Origin of the sequence: Planococcus salinarum (assembly GCF_007004625.1) — a bacterium.
GTDB classification, from domain to species: Bacteria; Bacillota; Bacilli; order Bacillales_A; family Planococcaceae; genus Planococcus; species Planococcus salinarum.
The window spans coordinates 1-16,136 of record NZ_VIFV01000021.1; the positions used below are offsets into that span (position 1 = coordinate 1).

The following is a 16,136-nucleotide window of genomic DNA, read 5'->3' on the forward strand; positions in this document are numbered from 1 at the left end:
CGGTTTCCTGGTCCGGATTCTGAGATCCACGCATCCGCACGACTTCACTTCACTTCTACAAAAAAATAGTAGCACAGACCATGGCCGTGGTCTGTGCTACTAATGTTAGTATGTTTCCGCGGGGAGCGGCCTGAGCCTCCTCATCGCTGACGCTCTTGCGGGGTCTCAGTCTCGCTCTTTGTCCCGCAGGAAGCGATTCACGCTTGCGTGAATCGTTTGCGACGAAGCAGCGCAGCGATGCAGGAGCATATCTTTGCCCTTCACCGCCTGCCGCTCCATGCTGGTTCTGTGTACAACAGTGTTATCAACTTCTCGAAACAGACTTGAAAGGATATTCCATTATAGAAGGTGATCCTGAGATATGGAGCAAAACAGCGAAGACGCCTTGGGGACCAAGCGAAGTGCTGAGATCCACTCGGGCGAAGTGCAACGAGACCGAGTTAGCTCAGCGCAAGCCCCCGGCAAGCGAAGCTGTTTTGCGGAATATCGATTATTAAAAATTATTAGTTCGAACTATATAGTTTTATTTCAAGTACTTCTCCATCCAGCCTGCAATCTGTTCTAGACGTGCAAAGCGCAGATTCGGTTTTCCTGTACGGGACAGATTATGGTCGGCTTCAGGGAATCGCACAAATTCCGTTTCTTTGCCCATGCTTTTCAGCGTGATATACAATTGCTCCGATTGTTCGATCGGGCAGCGGTAATCGTTTTCGGAATGCAGGATCAATAATGGGGTTTCCACATTCTTGGCATATTTCAACGGAGAATGGTGCCATAGCTTATCGACATCTGTCATATCCGCCTGCATCTGCCATTCGGAGAAATAATAACCGATATCCGACACGCCGAAGAAGGAAATCCAGTTGGATATTGACCGTTGAGTTACGGCCGCTTTAAAGCGGTTACTGTGTCCGACGATCCAATTGGTCATGAAGCCGCCGTAGCTGCCGCCGGTGACGCCGAGGCGTTCCGTATCAATCCAGCTGTTCGCTTCAATGGCGCCGTCCAGCGATTTCATGATGTCTTCGTAGTCACCGCCGCCGTAATCGCCGCGCACCGCATCGACAAATTGCTGGCTGTAGCCGTGGCTGCCTCGCGGATTGACATAGAGGACACCAAAACCGCGAGCCGCCAGCAACTGCATTTCATGGAAAAATGAATTGGCATACATCGCATGCGGGCCACCGTGGATATTGACCACGAGTGGATATTTCTCTCCTTCTTTGAAACCCTGGGGCTTCATCAGCCAGCCATGGACAGCCCATTCCTTAGCCCCTTTGGCAATGATCAGTTCCGGCGCCACCAATTCGGTTTCTTCCATATAAGCTTTATTGAATTGGGTCAGCGCTTTTCGCTCGCCGGTTGCAATCGTCAAAAGGTATAGTTCGCCTGGGTCCACCGGGTTGGTGATTGCCGCAAGCGCAAACTCGCCGCTGCGTGCCACATCGTAGCCATAGACATGCTCCATATCCGGTGAAGCCGGATAGACTGCACCGTCAAGCGATGCAAAATACAGACGCACATCGCCCATTGTAGACACCTGGAAATAAAGATGATCGTCTTTCGTCCAAACAGCTCCCGGTGCACTCGCATTCTGCTGATGATCCGCCACCACATAATCGCCGACAGGAATGTCCAGGCCTTCTGTCAGGCACATAGAGGTATCCGATGCAATCGTGTGGACATAAAGCTCCGTATGCGTCGCATTCTGAAAATGGCGCGTGCTGCCCACATAAGCGATATGTGCATCGTCATGGGAAAATACTGCGTCTCCGAAATAGCCTTCTTCGTCAACCAGCGGTGTTTCCTTTTTGCTGTCGGTATGGTAAATGAACAGCGGCTGGCGGAAGACGAAATCGAGGTTTTCTTCGCGTGTCACGCCGTAGACAATTTTACTGCCGTCATGCGACACGGCTTCCAGGCCGTGATGGTATGTGCCGTCAGTGATCTGTTCGACTTCCTCCGTTTCAATGTCAATGAGGCCAACCTGCCGGTGAAACTCTTTCGGCAGCAGGCCCATGCCGTCCATTTTGTATTTCATTTTATCCACAACGTACGGTTCCGGAAATTTCTTTTCATCTTTCTCTTCTTTGTCTGTGAATGTCTTGCCTTCTTTCACCATTGCATCGAACCAGATCCTCTTGTTGCACGGAGACCAGCGGAAGCTGTTGACCCCTTTTTCAAAATTGGTCAATTCACGTGCTTCGCCGCCTTTTGCAGGCAAAATGTAAAGTTGGTTCTTTTCGGTCCGGTCTGAAAGAAACGCAACGGATTTTCCGTCTTCCGACCATTGCGGTGATGACACCCGCTGCTTGCCATATGTCCATTGCGTCAATTCGCTTGAGTCGAGATCAACGTGCCAAAGGTGTGCTATATATGTATTTTCCTCTTCATCAATATGCGTCCGGATAAAAACGGCTTCTGTGCCATCTGGTGAAATATGCGGATCTGCCACCGATACCAATTTTGTTAAATCTTTTGTTTCCACTGCTTTTTTAACCACTCTGTTTCCTCCTCGAAACTATTTCGATTCTCGCAATACTTACTCTTCCACTATAATGAAAAAAGTCAGTAAGTTCAATGAATTTTGAAATTTATAAATTGAGATAAAAAATGTGGAAAGCGATATTCCGCAAAACAGCTCGCTTGCCAAAAACCCTGTGCTCCTGCATCGTTGCGCTAGCTTCGTCGCAAAGAGCCGGCCTTGCAGGCTGCGGCCAACTCTTGGCTCGTGTCGAGCTAACTCGGGCTCGTTCCCCTTCGCCCGAGTGGATCTTGCACTTCGTCGGCATTCGCCTGCTCCCCTGGGCGTCTTCGCTGTTTTTCTCCATATCTCTAGAGACTTCTCTCAACGCAGAAGCAGAGAATTAAATAGTTTTTAGTTTAAATAATTTTGTTAAGGTATTTTTTCAGAAAAAATATAACACAAAACCCCCGGCAAATACGACGGGGGTTTTGCAACTCCTATTATTGCTGTTTCAACGCCTGGTCCTTCAACGAGCGGCGCAGGATTTTGCCTGTAGTGTTTTTCGGCAGCTCATCAATGATTTCAAAATGCTTCGGCACTTTGTATTTCGCCAAATGTTCTGTGCAGTATCTCTGAAGGTCTCCGGTTGTGTAGACCTGGTCCTTCAAAACAACATATGCGTTGATCGATTCGCCGAAATCCGAGTCCGGCAAGCCGACGACAGCCGCTTCGGATACGCCCGGATGCGCGAACAGCACTTCTTCGACTTCACGCGGGTACACGTTATAGCCACCTACGATAATCATGTCTTTTTTACGGTCCACGATGAAGAAATATCCTTCTTCATCCACTGTTGCCAAGTCACCCGTATAAAGCCAGCCATCTTTGATCGTTGCATTCGTTTCTTCCGGCATCTTGTAATAACCCTTCATGACGTTCGGACCGCGAACGATCAATTCCCCGACTTCCCCGACAGCCACTTCTTCTCCGAGTTCATTGACGACTTTGTTTTCTACATTGATGATGGACGTTCCAATTGAACCGGCTTTGCGCTCGCGGTCAATCGGGTTGAAGCAAGTAACAGGCGATGCTTCAGAAAGTCCGTACCCTTCGGAAATGCGGACATTGAATTTGTCTTCGAAATTATGGAGCAAAGCCACCGGAAGGGCAGAACCGCCTGAGATTGCCATCCGGATGGAATCGAAATCAGAAGGTTGCGCATCCGGAAATTGGTACATGAAATTGTACATTGTCGGAACGCCTGCAAAGACGGTCGCTTTCGTTGCTTTGATGGCATCAAATACGTCTTTCGGATTGAAACGGGGAACAAGAATGATTGTAGCTCCCTGGATCAGTGGTGCATTAACAACTACTGTCAAAGCGAATACATGGAATACAGGCAACGTTGCCACAACCCGGTCGGCAGATGAGATTTTCAAGTATTCACCGACATCCCGGGCATTGGAATAGAGATTGCCATGCGTCAGCATTGCGCCTTTCGGTTTCCCCGTAGTTCCGGATGTGTAAAGAATGACCGCAGTGTCGTCTTCAGCCACTTCGACGGGCAGGTTTACAGAAGAGGCATTGAATAGCATGCTGCTGAAGGCGTGCACTTTCCCTTTTACTGCATCCGGCAATTGAGCAAGTTTGGTCCCGGTTGACGGGTCAGTTTCACAGATAATATAGGACTCTACTTTTGGAAGAGCCATATGCGCTTTTTCAATAAGCGGCAACAACGCATCCAAAGCAATGACTACATTTGCATCGCTGTTGTTTACTATGTAAGCGATTTCATCAGGGGTATAGATCGGATTGACCGGCACAGCAGTAGCTCCGAGACGCATTGTTGCATAAAGTGAAATCATGAAATGAGGTGTGTTGCTTAACAGGAACGCAACATGGTCCCCTTTTTTCACTCCCAATGATTCCAGGGCGTTGGCAAACTTTCCGACAGTTTGTTCAAACTCTCCGTAGGAAGTATCTTTTCCCATAAAATGATAAGCCGCTTTTGATGGATTCTGGCCGGCAATTTCGTGAACACGTTTGACTAAATTCATTTTGGCATCCCTCTTTCGTATTGAATGAATACTCATTCATAATCGTCGCTTTCTTCATTATAAAATAAATCTTCAGACAATACAACAGACACCGTGAAAATCACGATGCCTGCAAGTGTGCAATATAACGCCAGCGAATCAGGTAAAAATAAAGCAACTGAACAAGTGTGAAGCCTGCCAGCACTGCGGCCATTTCACCGAGTATCGAAAGTTCGGCAAATTCATCCCATACGACCTGCAGCGAAATGAAGGCAAAACAGCTGTGAAGAAGCGCAATTGTCCACGGCAGGAAAAACTGCGGCACCAATTGCCGGTTGACGATTTTGAGCAATTCTTTTTCAGTCATTCCGAGACGCACCAGTAAGGCATATTGCTTCCGGTCCCTTTCCAATCCAGTGTAGAGCTTGAAATAGATGAAACTGCCCGCCGCCAACAGAAATACCAGCGCGACCATAACGCCGATGAACAGCATCAACGCGAAAGAAGATTTGAACCAGCGGTAATCCTCACCCGGATTTTCAAAGTAAAAAGCTATCTCATCAAAATTCCCGGTTTCGAAAGCTTCAGCCATTCTGTCTGACAGCGAATTGCCAATACCGAGCGTCGCTGTCCAGTCCGGCACATCAAATGCGTAATACGTAAAACTCGACTGCTCCCCGGTGTAGCCGGTTAGCGGTTCGTCGATTGCTTCAAAGTCCTGGTCGTTTACGATAATGCTGTTGGCATTCAGCGTATGGTTCGGAAACATGATATGCGGGTAAGCATCGTCGATAAAAAGCGGTACATCGCTTTCACTGAGCACGGTGTCTGTTACCGTCTCATTCAAAGCTGCCAGGGATTCCTGCGAATACGGGATGAAGATTCCTTCTCCGGAATCAGGATCAACCACTTCATGGCCAAGCATTGCGGCCAGCCGGTTGAATTGCGACGCCTGCAATATATCAACTTCATTGCCGCTGGCTGCCGAGGTTTGCCTTTTGACGGTCAATTGGGCAACGCCATAGGCAAGCCCTTTTTGCTCCAACTGGTTTTTCAGCAAATTGATATGCTCATCTTCCTGCGGGTTTTCTTCAAACGAAATATAAATCAGGCTCAGCGGATTCGACTCCCGGAAATCACCGGTATAGGAAGTGAACGATGCCAAGGTCCCGACTGTGAGAAAGGCAATGGTGGAAACAATCGTCACGATAAAAAACATCTGTGCGCTGTCTTTCAATTTGACGGATGAGTCGGCAATCGAAACAAGTCTGGTTTTGTCCCAGAAAAACGTTTTTTTCTTTTTTAAAAGATTGAGTAGCGCTTGGATCGAATGCGTAAAGAAAAGATAAGTGCCAATTGTCGCAAGAGGCGGAATGATGAAGGCCATCGTATAGACGGAGTCATCATCGACAAAAGCAGCCAGTGTATACGCTACTGCCAGGAAACCGATGCCGGAAACCGAGAGAATGATTGAATTTCTCCCCATTTCATCCGCTTTCCAATATCCCTGCAACAGATTCAGAACTCTTTTTGTGCGGATAAAGCCGACGCTGATGAATGAAATGATAATGAACAGGCTTGCGAATGCGCCGATCGTCAAAACAAATGGCTGCCAGCTGAGGTATAGAGGCAGCGATTCGAGTTCCATGATTTCACGGCCAATCATGAAGAAAAACTTTGAAAACGTAAAGCCGAATGCGATACCGGCAGCCGTCGATATGCTGCCCAGAATCATCATTTCAAAAAAAATCATTTTGCTTAATTGCTTTTTGGTCATCCCGAGATGCACTAATACCCCGAACTCCTTCGACCTGGCCTGCAAAAATGCACTCATCGAATAAAACAGGAAGAAAAGGGTGAATATATAGAGTACGACTTCAGCAATCAGCATCCCGCGCACCGCCAACGTCCCAAGCCCCTCTTCTTCGAATAACGGATGGAATATGAACATCGAATAGACGAAGAACACCATTACGGACACTACACTGGCAAGAAAAAAAGCTGCATAGCTTCTGAAATTGCGCAGCACATTACGGTAAGCGAGCTGCCGAAAGGTCATTCACATTCCCCCCCAACAAGGAGAGGACGTTCAAGATGCGCTGGTAAAACGTCTGGCGCCGGTCATCGCTGTAGATTTCATTGAAAAATTCTCCATCTTTGATAAACAGGACCCGGTTGCAGTAACTGGCGGCGATCGGATCATGAGTCACCATGATAATCGTCGCGCCTTCTTCCCGGTTGATTGCTGACAGCAGCTCCAAAACTTCACGCGATGCTTTGGAGTCCAGATTTCCTGTCGGCTCATCCGCGAGAATCAGATCCGGTTTATGGATGAGCGCGCGGCCGATTGCTGTACGCTGCGCCTCGCCTCCCGAAATCTCATTGGGGCGTTTGTGGAGGATTGGCGCCAGGCTTAGCCGATCAGCAATTTCCAGAACTCTGCTCGTCATTTGATCCAATGGAATATAATCGAGTGTCAACGGCAGAACAAGGTTTTCCTCGACTGTCAACATCTGCAGCAGATTGAAATCCTGAAAAACAAAGCCCAATTTCCGTCTGCGGAAAAGTGCCAGTTCGTTTTTGTCCAACTCGTGCGGGTTGATGCCGTCGATCTGGATGCTGCCGGAAGTAAGGTCATCAATGGTTGAAATAAGATTCAGCAATGTCGTCTTGCCGCTGCCGGAAGGCCCCATAATTGCCAGGAACTGCCCTTTTTCAACTTCAAATCCCAATTGGTTTACAGCCCGGTGCGTCACTTTTCCTTCATAAACTTTCGTAATATCATCAATTTTCACTAATGGCATTTTTTCCCTCCTGTAGAACCGTATCCTGATTTGAGAAAAGGATGGACACAGTTGTTCCTTGGCCGACGCTTGATTCAATCGTCAATTCATGACCCAGTTTGCGGCAGACTTCTTTGGCGATATAAAGACCCATACCGGTGGATTCGGCTGTTTTCCGGCCATTTTCACCGGTAAAAAAGGCTTTGGTCACCCTCCCTAAATCAGTGGACGGAATACCGATACCTTCATCACGTATTGAAAGATGGATGTGGCTGTCGTGGCAAATAGCAGAAATATATACTTTTTTATCTCTTTCGAACGTGTATTTAATGGCATTTGTCAGCAATTGCCCTACTATGAATTTCATCCATTTACGGTCGGTGGCCGTGATAATTTTTTTATCCACCTCAATTACGGGATAAATTTGCTTTGATATGAAAAGCCGTTTGTTTTCCGTGATGATTTCGGTTGACAGCGCATGCAGATTTACTTGCTCAATTTGCATATCCTGTTCAAAAGTATCGAGCCGCGCGTTCATCAGCACCGTATCCAGACTTGCTTTCAGCCGGTCGATTTCTTCTGAAACACTACCTTTATCCAGTTCACCGGGATTTTGAAGAAGCAGCTGTATGACAGAAATAGGCGTTTTCATCTGGTGCACCCATTGGTTCATGAATTGAAGATGCCTGTTTTGAGAAGCGTAGAGGGACTGCGCTTCATTCTGGTAAACTTTATACAGCTTTTGAAGGTAACGTTCCAGTTGGAGCTGCTCAGGGGATCGCCCTTCTTTTTGCAGCATGTGTTCCATATTATTGGGATTTTCGGTGATTTTCTTATAATAGCGATGGCGCTTGATATAACGGGCACCCAGAAATGCCGATGTCAGCAGGATGCTGATAACAAAGGAATAGATGGCTGTATCCAGATTACGAAAACCATCCAGCCAATAAAGGATCATGATGAAGGCTACCAGTACAGCCTGAAACACCATGAAAGCGGCATGTTCTTTTAAAAAAAGACGCAGCATCAAAGTTCCTCCTCATCAATCAGGAGACGATAGCCAGCTCCCCTTACCGTTTCAATGATGGACTGCACACCATATTCAGCAAGCTTTTTGCGCACTCTCGTCATATTGACGTTGAGGGTGTTTTCATCTACAAAAGCCTGGTCATCCCATAACTCCTCGAGCAATTGCTCCCGGGAAACGACTTTCGGGTATTGGGACAACAGCAATCCGAGAATTGCGGCTTCTTTTTTTTGCAGCGGAATCACTTCATTTTTCACATGCAATTCCATTCTTTCCATATAAAGAGCAATGCGTCCCGCTTTAACAGATCGTTCATCCTGTTTTACAGCATACTCGCCGTAGGCTCTGCGGAGATGGCTTCTTATTTTTGCAAGGACGATTTCATAATGGAAAGGTTTCGTAATAAAATCATCGCCGCCGTTTTCCAATGCGAAGATCTGATCCATTTCGCCGGAACGTGCTGAAATGAAGAGGATTGGACATGTGGTTGCCAGTCGAAGTTGCCTGCACCAATAATAGCCATCATAAGAAGGAAGATTGATATCCAGCAGAATCAGATGGGGTTCAAATACTTCAGCCTCTTCCAGAATGCGGTCAAAATCCTTGGCAGTTTCCACTTCATAATGATACTTCCTCAAGGTCTCTGCCAGCAGTCTGGCAATCTTCAAATCATCTTCAACGATAAATATGCGCTGATCCGACATGAAAGCCCCCCTTCCTTTTCTCTCCATTTTAACAAAAGAGCCTGCTCAATAGCAGGCTCTTCATTATTTCTTAATAAATTAATTGCAGAAATTCATCTTTCGTAATTCCGCCGAGAAGTTTCGGAATATCAATTCCGGAAATTGCCTCATCCAGTGCAGCGCGCTCGTATTTCACGCCGGTAATGGCAGTTTCGAGTTCGGATACATCACCCACACCGAAAAAGTCGCCAAAGATTTTTGCATCTTCCACCAAACCCTTTTCAACCTGCAGGCGCACATCAATGCCGCCAACAGGGAACCGGTGTGAATGTTTCACATTGAATTTAGGCGATTTGCCATAATTCCACTCCCAGTTGCCGTAGCGCTCGCGGGAAATTTCATGTATGCCTACCCAGTCTTCCTCCGTTAGCTCCCAAAGCTTGACGTTTGCTTCACCTTCAAAAACTGAGTGAAGGATTGAAGAACGGAATTCCGTGATAGTCATAGTTTGTTCCAGGAACTCGGAAATATTCGCCACCCGGCTCCGGATGGATTTGATCCCTTTTGATTCGATTTTCTCTTTGCTGACTTTGAGCGCAGAAACAACTTCTTCCACGTCCGTATCGAACATCAAAGTACCGTGGCTGAACATGCGGCCGCGGGTGGAAAATTGAGCATTGCCGGAAACTTTGCGCCCTTCAGCCATCAAGTCGTTGCGTCCTGATAATTCTGCGTTGACCCCAAGGCTGTTGAGAGCTCTCACAACCGGCTCGGTGAACTTACGGAAATTACGGAAGCTTTCACCGTCATCAATCGTGATGAAACTGTAATTCAAATTGCCGAGATCGTGGTAAACCGCTCCTCCACCAGACAGGCGGCGCACGACGTGGATGCCGTTCGAATCGACATAATCCGTATTAATTTCTTCGGCGGTATTCTGGTTCTTCCCGATGATGATTGACGGTTCATTGATATAGAACAACAGGAAAGGATCTTTTTCAACGTCCATCTTCTTCAGCAGGTATTCTTCAATAGCCAGGTTGATGCGCGGATCGGTAATTCCCTTATTATCTACGAAATACATTAATCTCTCTCCTTTAGATTGTTTACTTCTTTCAGTTTAACGGATTTTTCATAATTATTCACGACTTAGAGTTGACTTCTCTAAACTGTTATAATACACTGGGTTTAATTATAACAGTACTATAACAAAAAAGGAGCTGGGATGAATGGTTGAGAACGTAGTCGAATTTTTCAAGAACCTGCCGCCAAAACAATGTGCAACGTGTGGAGAAAAGATTGAAGAACAGCACGAGTGCTACGGTACCAAGTGCAATTCCTGCGAAGAAGTATAAAATGAGAAAAGGCAGGCGCCGATGCGCCTGCCTTTTCATTTGCTGTTATACAACTGTATCAATGGCCGTCGCCGTGGCCCTCCATGCTGTCCATGCTGTCTTCGTCACCGCTGTCATCCGGCACGATTGTCTCCGGATCCGGATCGCCAACGGTAATTTCCTGTTTCGGCATTACGTGAAGGCGGCGGGCGGTTGTGTGCGCCTGCGCGTAATACACGCCTTCTTCGTCGAACGCAGTTTCAACTTCATAGACACCATCTCCGATATGGTCAGCAGGAAGCATTTCACTTTCTTCCCGGTTGCCTGATTCCCACACTTCATAAACCACTTCATCCGCGTCTTCCACAAATTCTTCACCTTGTGTCACGGTAACAGAAAGGATCATTTTATCCCCAGGTTCAGAAGTTTCCCCGGAATTGAATTTTGTTTCGATCGGTTCAACGTTCATGCCTGCACCCGAGGTTTCGGATTCTTCTCCACAAGCTGACAGCATCAAAAGGGATGATAACAAAACGACCCATATAAGTTTTTTCATTTTAATATAATCCTCCAGATCTCAATTGCGAAAGAGCCCGGTAAAATGCTTGCCGCCACTTTCGCACGTCGCATGATCTAAAAACAGGCAGATTATTTTTCAGCCAATTTTCTCATTACAACATCAGCAAGGCCATCGATGAACAATGGCTGCACGTTGGGCATTTCCGGACGGCGGTAAGTTGCACCGATTTCATCACATACCACTTTGCATTCGTAGTCATTGTCGAAAAGCACTTCAAGGTGGTCCGTTACAAAGCCTACCGGCGTGTAGACAAATGAGTTATAGCCTTTGACATCATGCAATTCACGCGTCAGGTCCTGAACATCAGGGCCGATCCACGGTTCAGGCGTTTGCCCGGCACTTTGCCACCCTATTTCGTAGTTTTCCACGCCTGCCGCCTGAGCAATCAGGTCCGCAGTTTCTTTTAATTGATCCGGATACGGGTCGCCGTTGGCAATGATTTTCTCCGGCAGGGAATGCGCAGAAACGATCAGGCAGGATTTTTCACGTTCTTCTTCAGACATTTCGGCGAATGTCGCACTGACTTTTTCGGTCCAGTATTGGATGAATTTCGGTTCTGTGTACCAGCTTTCCACAGATGTCAGAGAGATGCCCGCTGCTTCTGCTGCTTCTGCAGCGCGGCCGTTATAGGATTTAACAGAGAACGTTGAGAAGTGAGGCGCCAGAACAATGGAAACCGCTTCTGTAATGCCGTCTTGCTTCATCGCTTCCACTCCGTCTTCGACGAAAGGTTCGATGTGCTTCAACCCAAGATAAACTTTAAATTCGATGTCATCCTGCATGGCATTCAGGCGGTCGCCTAAAGCCTGTGCCTGCTCCTCTGTAATTCTCGCCAAGGGAGAAATCCCCCCGATTGCCTTGTAGCGGTCGCGGAGATCTTGCAGACTTTCTTCGCTCGGCTTGCGGCCGCGCCGGATGTGCGTGTAGTATCTTTCGATATCTTCTTCCTTATAAGGCGTTCCATATGCCATTACCAATAAACCCATTGTCTTTTTCATCATCAATCACCCCTGAGATTTTTTAGTCCATCATTTTTGAGATTTATATGCCGCACTGTATTCATGCACGAATGTTGTAAGGCGTTTTAATGTATCCGGATTCACTTCCGGGAAAACCCCGTGTCCCAGGTTGAAGATGTAGCCATCGTCCTGCATGCCCATATCGAGGATTCTTCTTGCGCGTTCTTCGATTACCGGCCAATCCGCCAATAGATAGGAAGGATCGAAATTCCCCATCAAGGATTTTGTCAAGCCCATTTGGCGTGCTTCTGAAATCGGCAAACGCCAATCGAGACCAACAACATCAACCGGCAGTTCATGCCATTCCTTCGCCAGATGGCTTGCACCGACTCCAAAAATTGTCAATGGCACTCCCTCTGTCCGAAGTTCATTGAAAATGCGGTCCATAACCGGTTTGATGAAAATCCGGTAATCTTCCACGTTCAAAGCGCCAACCCATGAATCGAAAATCTGGATTGCTTTGGCTCCCGCTTTGATTTGGGCTTTCACATAAGGAATGATCGTGTCCGCCAATTTGTCCATCAAGGCAAACCACATTTGCGGTTGTGACACCATCATCGCTTTGGTTTTATTGTAGCTGCGTGACGGTCCGCCTTCGATCATATAGCTGGCAAGCGTGAAAGGCGCTCCGGAGAAACCGATGAGCGGGACGTCCAATTGCTCTTCGGTTAACAATTTGATGGTCTTCAGGATATAATCGACGTCCTGTTCCGGATTGATCTCGCCAAGGCGGCTGATATCTTCCATTGTGCGGATCGGATTGTCGATCACTGGACCGATGCCAGATTTGATTTTCACATCCACACCGATTGCCGGCAGCGGGGTTACAATATCTTTGTACAGAATTGCAGCATCAACATTATATTGATCAACCGGAAGCTTGGTTACATAGGCACAAAGCTCAGGTTGGTGCGTAATTTCTTCAAGCGAGTATTTTTCCTTGATTTTGCGGTATTCGGGCTGTGAGCGGCCAGCCTGCCTCATAAACCAAACCGGTACATGGTCAGTTTTTTCGCCTCTTGTCGCCCTCAGGTAAGTATCGTTAAAAGCCATATCAAAAATCATCCCTTCAAAATGTATCATCCACTGCATATCGTTGCTATATCCGTATATACTATAGACGCTCTGTTTTCCATTGTATAGATTCTGTGCACAAATGTCATAAATTAGACGCTTCTGAATTCACCAGTTCGACAAAGAGGTTTGCTGTTATTTTGTTCAGGGAAAGTTATACTGAATATATAGGAGGGATTTAAGATGAATTTATTCATGACTACAGGAACATATGAGTACATGAGAAAAATGCGTGAGAAACACCCCGAAGAAAGCATGGTTGTCATGCAGGGCGAAAACACGACATTGATACTGCACGAAACGGAAGGCAAGAGCATCTTCCAGACCCCCCGCCGCTATGAGGTGGTGGATGGTACAGGGGAATTCAAGGAGAAAGGTTTTTTTGTCTTCAATAATATTCCTGTCACTGAGGAAGGCCGTCCGATTTTTGAACATCGCTTTAAAAACCGTGCAGGAGCAATAGAAAGCGAACCAGGTTATGTCGCGTTCCGTGTGCTGCGTCCTCTGGATTCCGACACCTATGTCGTGTTGACTGAGTGGGAATCTCCGGCTTTCTTTGAAAAATGGAAAGAATCGCAGGCTTTTTCTAAAGCGCATTCCAAACCCGAAGGTGCACCGCCGTCGAAACCGGTCAATATTTTCGCGGGATCTTCGTATGTCACCACTTATCAAGCAAAACCAGAAGATGAATGATCGACAAGCCCCGCTGATGGCGGGGCGCAGTACATATTTAGAACAGGAGGAAAATTAAGTGGTTTTTGTTTATTTTTTAATCGCCGGCATCATCACCGTCTATGCTTCAATCAAATTATCGCAGTACGCGGATGTCATCAGTGAAAAGACAGCAATGGGTGGCATGATGGTCGGTACTTTGCTATTGGCCGGGGCAACTTCCCTGCCGGAAGTTTCAACGAGTTTTTCAGCTGCTGTCATCGGTAACGCCGATATCGCAGTCGGGAACATGATCGGATCCAACCTTTTCAACTTATTCATCCTGGCAGGATTTGACTTCCTGCTTCGTAAGCGCCGCATTTTGGACCGCGCGTCACGAAACAATATTTATACAGCTCTCTTGGGTATCCTGTTGACCGTATTGGTCATAATGGCGCTTTGGCTGCGAATCGAGACACAGGTTCTTGGTATCGGCCTTGACGCCCTGATCATCGGTATCACTTATATCGTCGGTATGGTACTTATCAATAAGTTGCCTTCACTCGACCCTGCAGCTGAAGCTGCAGCTGAAGAAGAGGAAGAGCCGGACAACCCGAGCGCGACCCTTTCGCCAAAAGCCGCAATCGTCCGCTTCATCATAGCGGCACTTGTCATTCTGGGTGCCGGAACTGCCTTGTCGATCACAGGTGACCAGATCGCCATCATTACCGGCATCGGTTCCAGTTTTATCGGCAGTTTCCTGATTGCAGCCGCAACTTCACTGCCGGAAGCGATTGCTGTATTTGTTGCATTACGCCTCAACAATGTCAATATGGCTGTCGGTGCGATCCTCGGATCGAATATCTTCAATATGATCATTCTTGCTTTGTCTGATCCTGTATACAGAGAAGGCAGTTTAATTGCCGCTGCAACACCGGGCGCAACAATGATCATCGCCTCTGGGGTTTTCATCATGTCCCTATTGGCATTGTATTCACTGATCAGAAGAAACAGTGCAACCGTCATGACTTATGCACTGCCATCTCTCATCATTGTCATCATCTACTTTGTCGCATCTTATATGAACTTTACCTACTAAAAGAAAAGAGGACGTGCCTGTCCAGCTCTGAAAGGCATAAGGCAGACCAGCGAAGTGGCGCTCTTTGCCACACAGCTGGGTTGAATTATGTCCCGAAGAGCTAGGCACTGGAGTCTAGACATCGAAAGAGAGCGAACTTTGCTCTCTTTTTTTTATTGTCAATTTTTTATGTTATTATTTACTGAATAATAGATATTTCGAGGAGGAATCTGATTGGTGATCGAAAAATTATACGCTGAGCTCGATACCGCATACCCCGAGATGGTGGATATTCGGAGACATCTCCATATGCACCCTGAGGTTTCATTCAACGAAATAAAAACGGCCCATTATATCCGCCATTACTACGAGCAATTGGGTGTGGAGGTGCGCCACAACGTTGGCGGCAACGGCGTCGTCGCAACAATCCGCGGCTCTAAACCCGGCAAAACAATCGCACTGCGGGCTGACTTCGATGCATTGCCCATCCAGGATCAAAAAGACGTTCCGTATAAATCCCAGAACCCAAATGTCATGCATGCGTGCGGTCACGACGGCCATACCGCGACGCTTCTTGTGCTGGGCAAAATTCTGCACAGCCTGAGAAGTGAACTGGAAGGAACCTATGTGCTGATTCACCAGCATGCCGAAGAACTGGTGCCGGGCGGAGCAAAAGCAATGATCAAAGAAGGCGTCCTTGAAGGTGTCGATAGGATATTCGGCACCCATTTATGGTCTATGACTCCCCTTGGCCAAATCGATTACCGCGTTGGTCCGATTATTGCAGCCGCCGACAGCTTTACATTGAAAATCCAGGGCCGCGGCGGACACGGTGCGATGCCGCACAATACGAAAGACGCCATTGTACTGGGCTCACAAATCGTCATGAACCTGCAGCAATTGGTGTCGCGGCGTGTGGACCCCTTAGAGTCAGCTGTTTTGTCGGTCGGATCATTTGTTGCCGAGAATCCTTTCAACATCATCGCTGACCAAGCTGTTCTAAAAGGAACGATCCGCACTTTCAATGAAGAGATCCGAGACCTCATGGAACAGGAAATGGAACGCGTCATTAACGGCAACTGCCTTGCAGCAGGATGCACATACGAATTCACTTATAACCGCGGCTACTCCCCTCTCGTGAACCACGAGAAAGAAACGGTGTATTTAAAAGAAATCGCCGAACAGGTACCGGGTGTCGAAAAATTGTATAATACGCCGCCCCTCATGATAGGAGAAGATTTTGCTTATTATCTGGAGAAGGTGCCGGGCACTTTTTTCCTGACTGGCGCTATGCCGGATGGCGAAGTTTATCCGCATCACCACCCGAAATTCGATTTCAACGAACGGGCGATGCTGATTGCTGCCAAGACGCTGGGCAGTGCAGCCATCAATGCCCACAAATAA

Annotated in this window: 14 protein-coding genes; 4 read left to right on the forward strand and 10 right to left on the reverse strand. The window is 47.3% G+C overall.

Translation table 11 applies throughout. The annotated features are described in order from the left end of the window. Window positions 1–523: 523 nt before the first annotated feature. The 7 genes from DIJ65_RS11575 to DIJ65_RS11605 form a co-directional block, all read right to left on the reverse strand. Window positions 524–2,503 carry a S9 family peptidase gene (locus DIJ65_RS11575; RefSeq protein WP_117302487.1) on the reverse strand — a complete coding sequence of 660 codons (1,980 nt, stop codon included), beginning with the start codon at window positions 2,501–2,503 and terminating at the stop codon, window positions 524–526. A 464-nt stretch (window positions 2,504–2,967) separates the two neighbouring features. Next, window positions 2,968–4,524: a fatty acid--CoA ligase family protein gene (locus DIJ65_RS11580; RefSeq protein WP_117302483.1), complete on the reverse strand. Its 1,557-nt coding sequence runs from the start codon at window positions 4,522–4,524 to the stop codon at window positions 2,968–2,970. 100 nt (window positions 4,525–4,624) lie between these two features. Then, window positions 4,625–6,562, reverse strand: a complete 1,938-nt coding sequence (locus DIJ65_RS11585) for an ABC transporter permease (protein ID WP_117302481.1) — start codon at window positions 6,560–6,562, stop codon at window positions 4,625–4,627. Then, complete coding sequence (locus DIJ65_RS11590; protein WP_117302479.1) at window positions 6,534–7,307, reverse strand: ABC transporter ATP-binding protein; 774 nt, start codon at window positions 7,305–7,307, stop codon at window positions 6,534–6,536. Before DIJ65_RS11590 ends, DIJ65_RS11585 begins: the two co-directional genes overlap by 29 nt. Then, window positions 7,288–8,313, reverse strand: a complete 1,026-nt coding sequence (locus DIJ65_RS11595; RefSeq protein WP_117302477.1) for a sensor histidine kinase — start codon at window positions 8,311–8,313, stop codon at window positions 7,288–7,290. Before DIJ65_RS11595 ends, DIJ65_RS11590 begins: the two co-directional genes overlap by 20 nt. Beyond that, window positions 8,313–9,017, reverse strand: coding sequence for a response regulator transcription factor (locus DIJ65_RS11600; protein ID WP_117302475.1), 705 nt, complete (start codon window positions 9,015–9,017; stop codon window positions 8,313–8,315). The genes DIJ65_RS11595 and DIJ65_RS11600 overlap by 1 nt, the downstream gene beginning before the upstream one ends. A gap of 70 nt (window positions 9,018–9,087) precedes the next feature. Continuing rightward, complete coding sequence (locus DIJ65_RS11605; RefSeq protein WP_117302473.1) at window positions 9,088–10,080, reverse strand: lipoate--protein ligase; 993 nt, start codon at window positions 10,078–10,080, stop codon at window positions 9,088–9,090. 145 nt (window positions 10,081–10,225) lie between these two features. Between DIJ65_RS11605 and yhfH the strand changes: the two genes are divergently transcribed. Next, the gene (gene yhfH / locus DIJ65_RS11610) at window positions 10,226–10,351 is read left to right on the forward strand and encodes a protein YhfH (RefSeq protein ID WP_117302471.1); all 126 of its coding nucleotides are present in this window, start codon (window positions 10,226–10,228) and stop codon (window positions 10,349–10,351) included. 58 nt (window positions 10,352–10,409) lie between these two features. On the opposite strand, the gene DIJ65_RS11615 is transcribed toward yhfH, so the two are convergent. The 3 genes from DIJ65_RS11615 to hemE form a co-directional block, all read right to left on the reverse strand. Beyond that, window positions 10,410–10,886 carry a FixH family protein gene (locus tag DIJ65_RS11615; protein WP_117302469.1) on the reverse strand — a complete coding sequence of 159 codons (477 nt, stop codon included), beginning with the start codon at window positions 10,884–10,886 and terminating at the stop codon, window positions 10,410–10,412. 92 nt (window positions 10,887–10,978) lie between these two features. Beyond that, window positions 10,979–11,911: a ferrochelatase gene (gene hemH, locus DIJ65_RS11620; protein WP_117302467.1), complete on the reverse strand. Its 933-nt coding sequence runs from the start codon at window positions 11,909–11,911 to the stop codon at window positions 10,979–10,981. 27 nt (window positions 11,912–11,938) lie between these two features. Next, window positions 11,939–12,982 carry a uroporphyrinogen decarboxylase gene (hemE, locus tag DIJ65_RS11625; protein WP_117302497.1) on the reverse strand — a complete coding sequence of 348 codons (1,044 nt, stop codon included), beginning with the start codon at window positions 12,980–12,982 and terminating at the stop codon, window positions 11,939–11,941. 204 nt (window positions 12,983–13,186) lie between these two features. Here hemE and DIJ65_RS11630 point away from each other — a divergent pair, with 204 nt between their 5' ends. The 3 genes from DIJ65_RS11630 to DIJ65_RS11640 all read left to right on the forward strand — a co-directional run bounded on the left by DIJ65_RS11630 (window position 13,187) and on the right by DIJ65_RS11640 (window position 16,136). After that, entirely contained in the window at window positions 13,187–13,696 is a 510-nt protein-coding gene (locus DIJ65_RS11630) for an antibiotic biosynthesis monooxygenase family protein (protein ID WP_117302465.1), read from the forward strand. A gap of 58 nt (window positions 13,697–13,754) precedes the next feature. Beyond that, a complete protein-coding gene (locus tag DIJ65_RS11635; protein WP_117302463.1) occupies window positions 13,755–14,753 on the forward strand; it encodes a sodium:calcium antiporter in 999 nt (332 codons plus the stop codon). 216 nt (window positions 14,754–14,969) lie between these two features. Continuing rightward, window positions 14,970–16,136 carry a M20 family metallopeptidase gene (locus DIJ65_RS11640; RefSeq protein ID WP_117302495.1) on the forward strand — a complete coding sequence of 389 codons (1,167 nt, stop codon included), beginning with the start codon at window positions 14,970–14,972 and terminating at the stop codon, window positions 16,134–16,136.

Excerpts from the sequence above, each read along its gene's own strand:
- hemH (WP_117302467.1), bottom strand. The coding sequence starts at position 11,911 with ATGATGAAAAAGACAATGGGTTTATTGGTAATGGCATATGGAACGCCT.
- DIJ65_RS11600 (WP_117302475.1), bottom strand. The coding sequence starts at position 9,017 with ATGTCGGATCAGCGCATATTTATCGTTGAAGATGATTTGAAGATTGCC.
- DIJ65_RS11605 (WP_117302473.1), bottom strand. The coding sequence starts at position 10,080 with ATGTATTTCGTAGATAATAAGGGAATTACCGATCCGCGCATCAACCTG.
- DIJ65_RS11615 (WP_117302469.1), bottom strand. The coding sequence starts at position 10,886 with ATGAAAAAACTTATATGGGTCGTTTTGTTATCATCCCTTTTGATGCTG.
- DIJ65_RS11590 (WP_117302479.1), bottom strand. The coding sequence starts at position 7,307 with ATGCCATTAGTGAAAATTGATGATATTACGAAAGTTTATGAAGGAAAA.
- DIJ65_RS11630 (WP_117302465.1), top strand. The coding sequence starts at position 13,187 with ATGAATTTATTCATGACTACAGGAACATATGAGTACATGAGAAAAATG.
- DIJ65_RS11595 (WP_117302477.1), bottom strand. The coding sequence starts at position 8,313 with ATGCTGCGTCTTTTTTTAAAAGAACATGCCGCTTTCATGGTGTTTCAG.
- DIJ65_RS11585 (WP_117302481.1), bottom strand. The coding sequence starts at position 6,562 with ATGACCTTTCGGCAGCTCGCTTACCGTAATGTGCTGCGCAATTTCAGA.
- hemE (WP_117302497.1), bottom strand. The coding sequence starts at position 12,982 with ATGGCTTTTAACGATACTTACCTGAGGGCGACAAGAGGCGAAAAAACT.
- yhfH (WP_117302471.1), top strand. The coding sequence starts at position 10,226 with ATGGTTGAGAACGTAGTCGAATTTTTCAAGAACCTGCCGCCAAAACAA.
- DIJ65_RS11580 (WP_117302483.1), bottom strand. The coding sequence starts at position 4,524 with ATGAATTTAGTCAAACGTGTTCACGAAATTGCCGGCCAGAATCCATCA.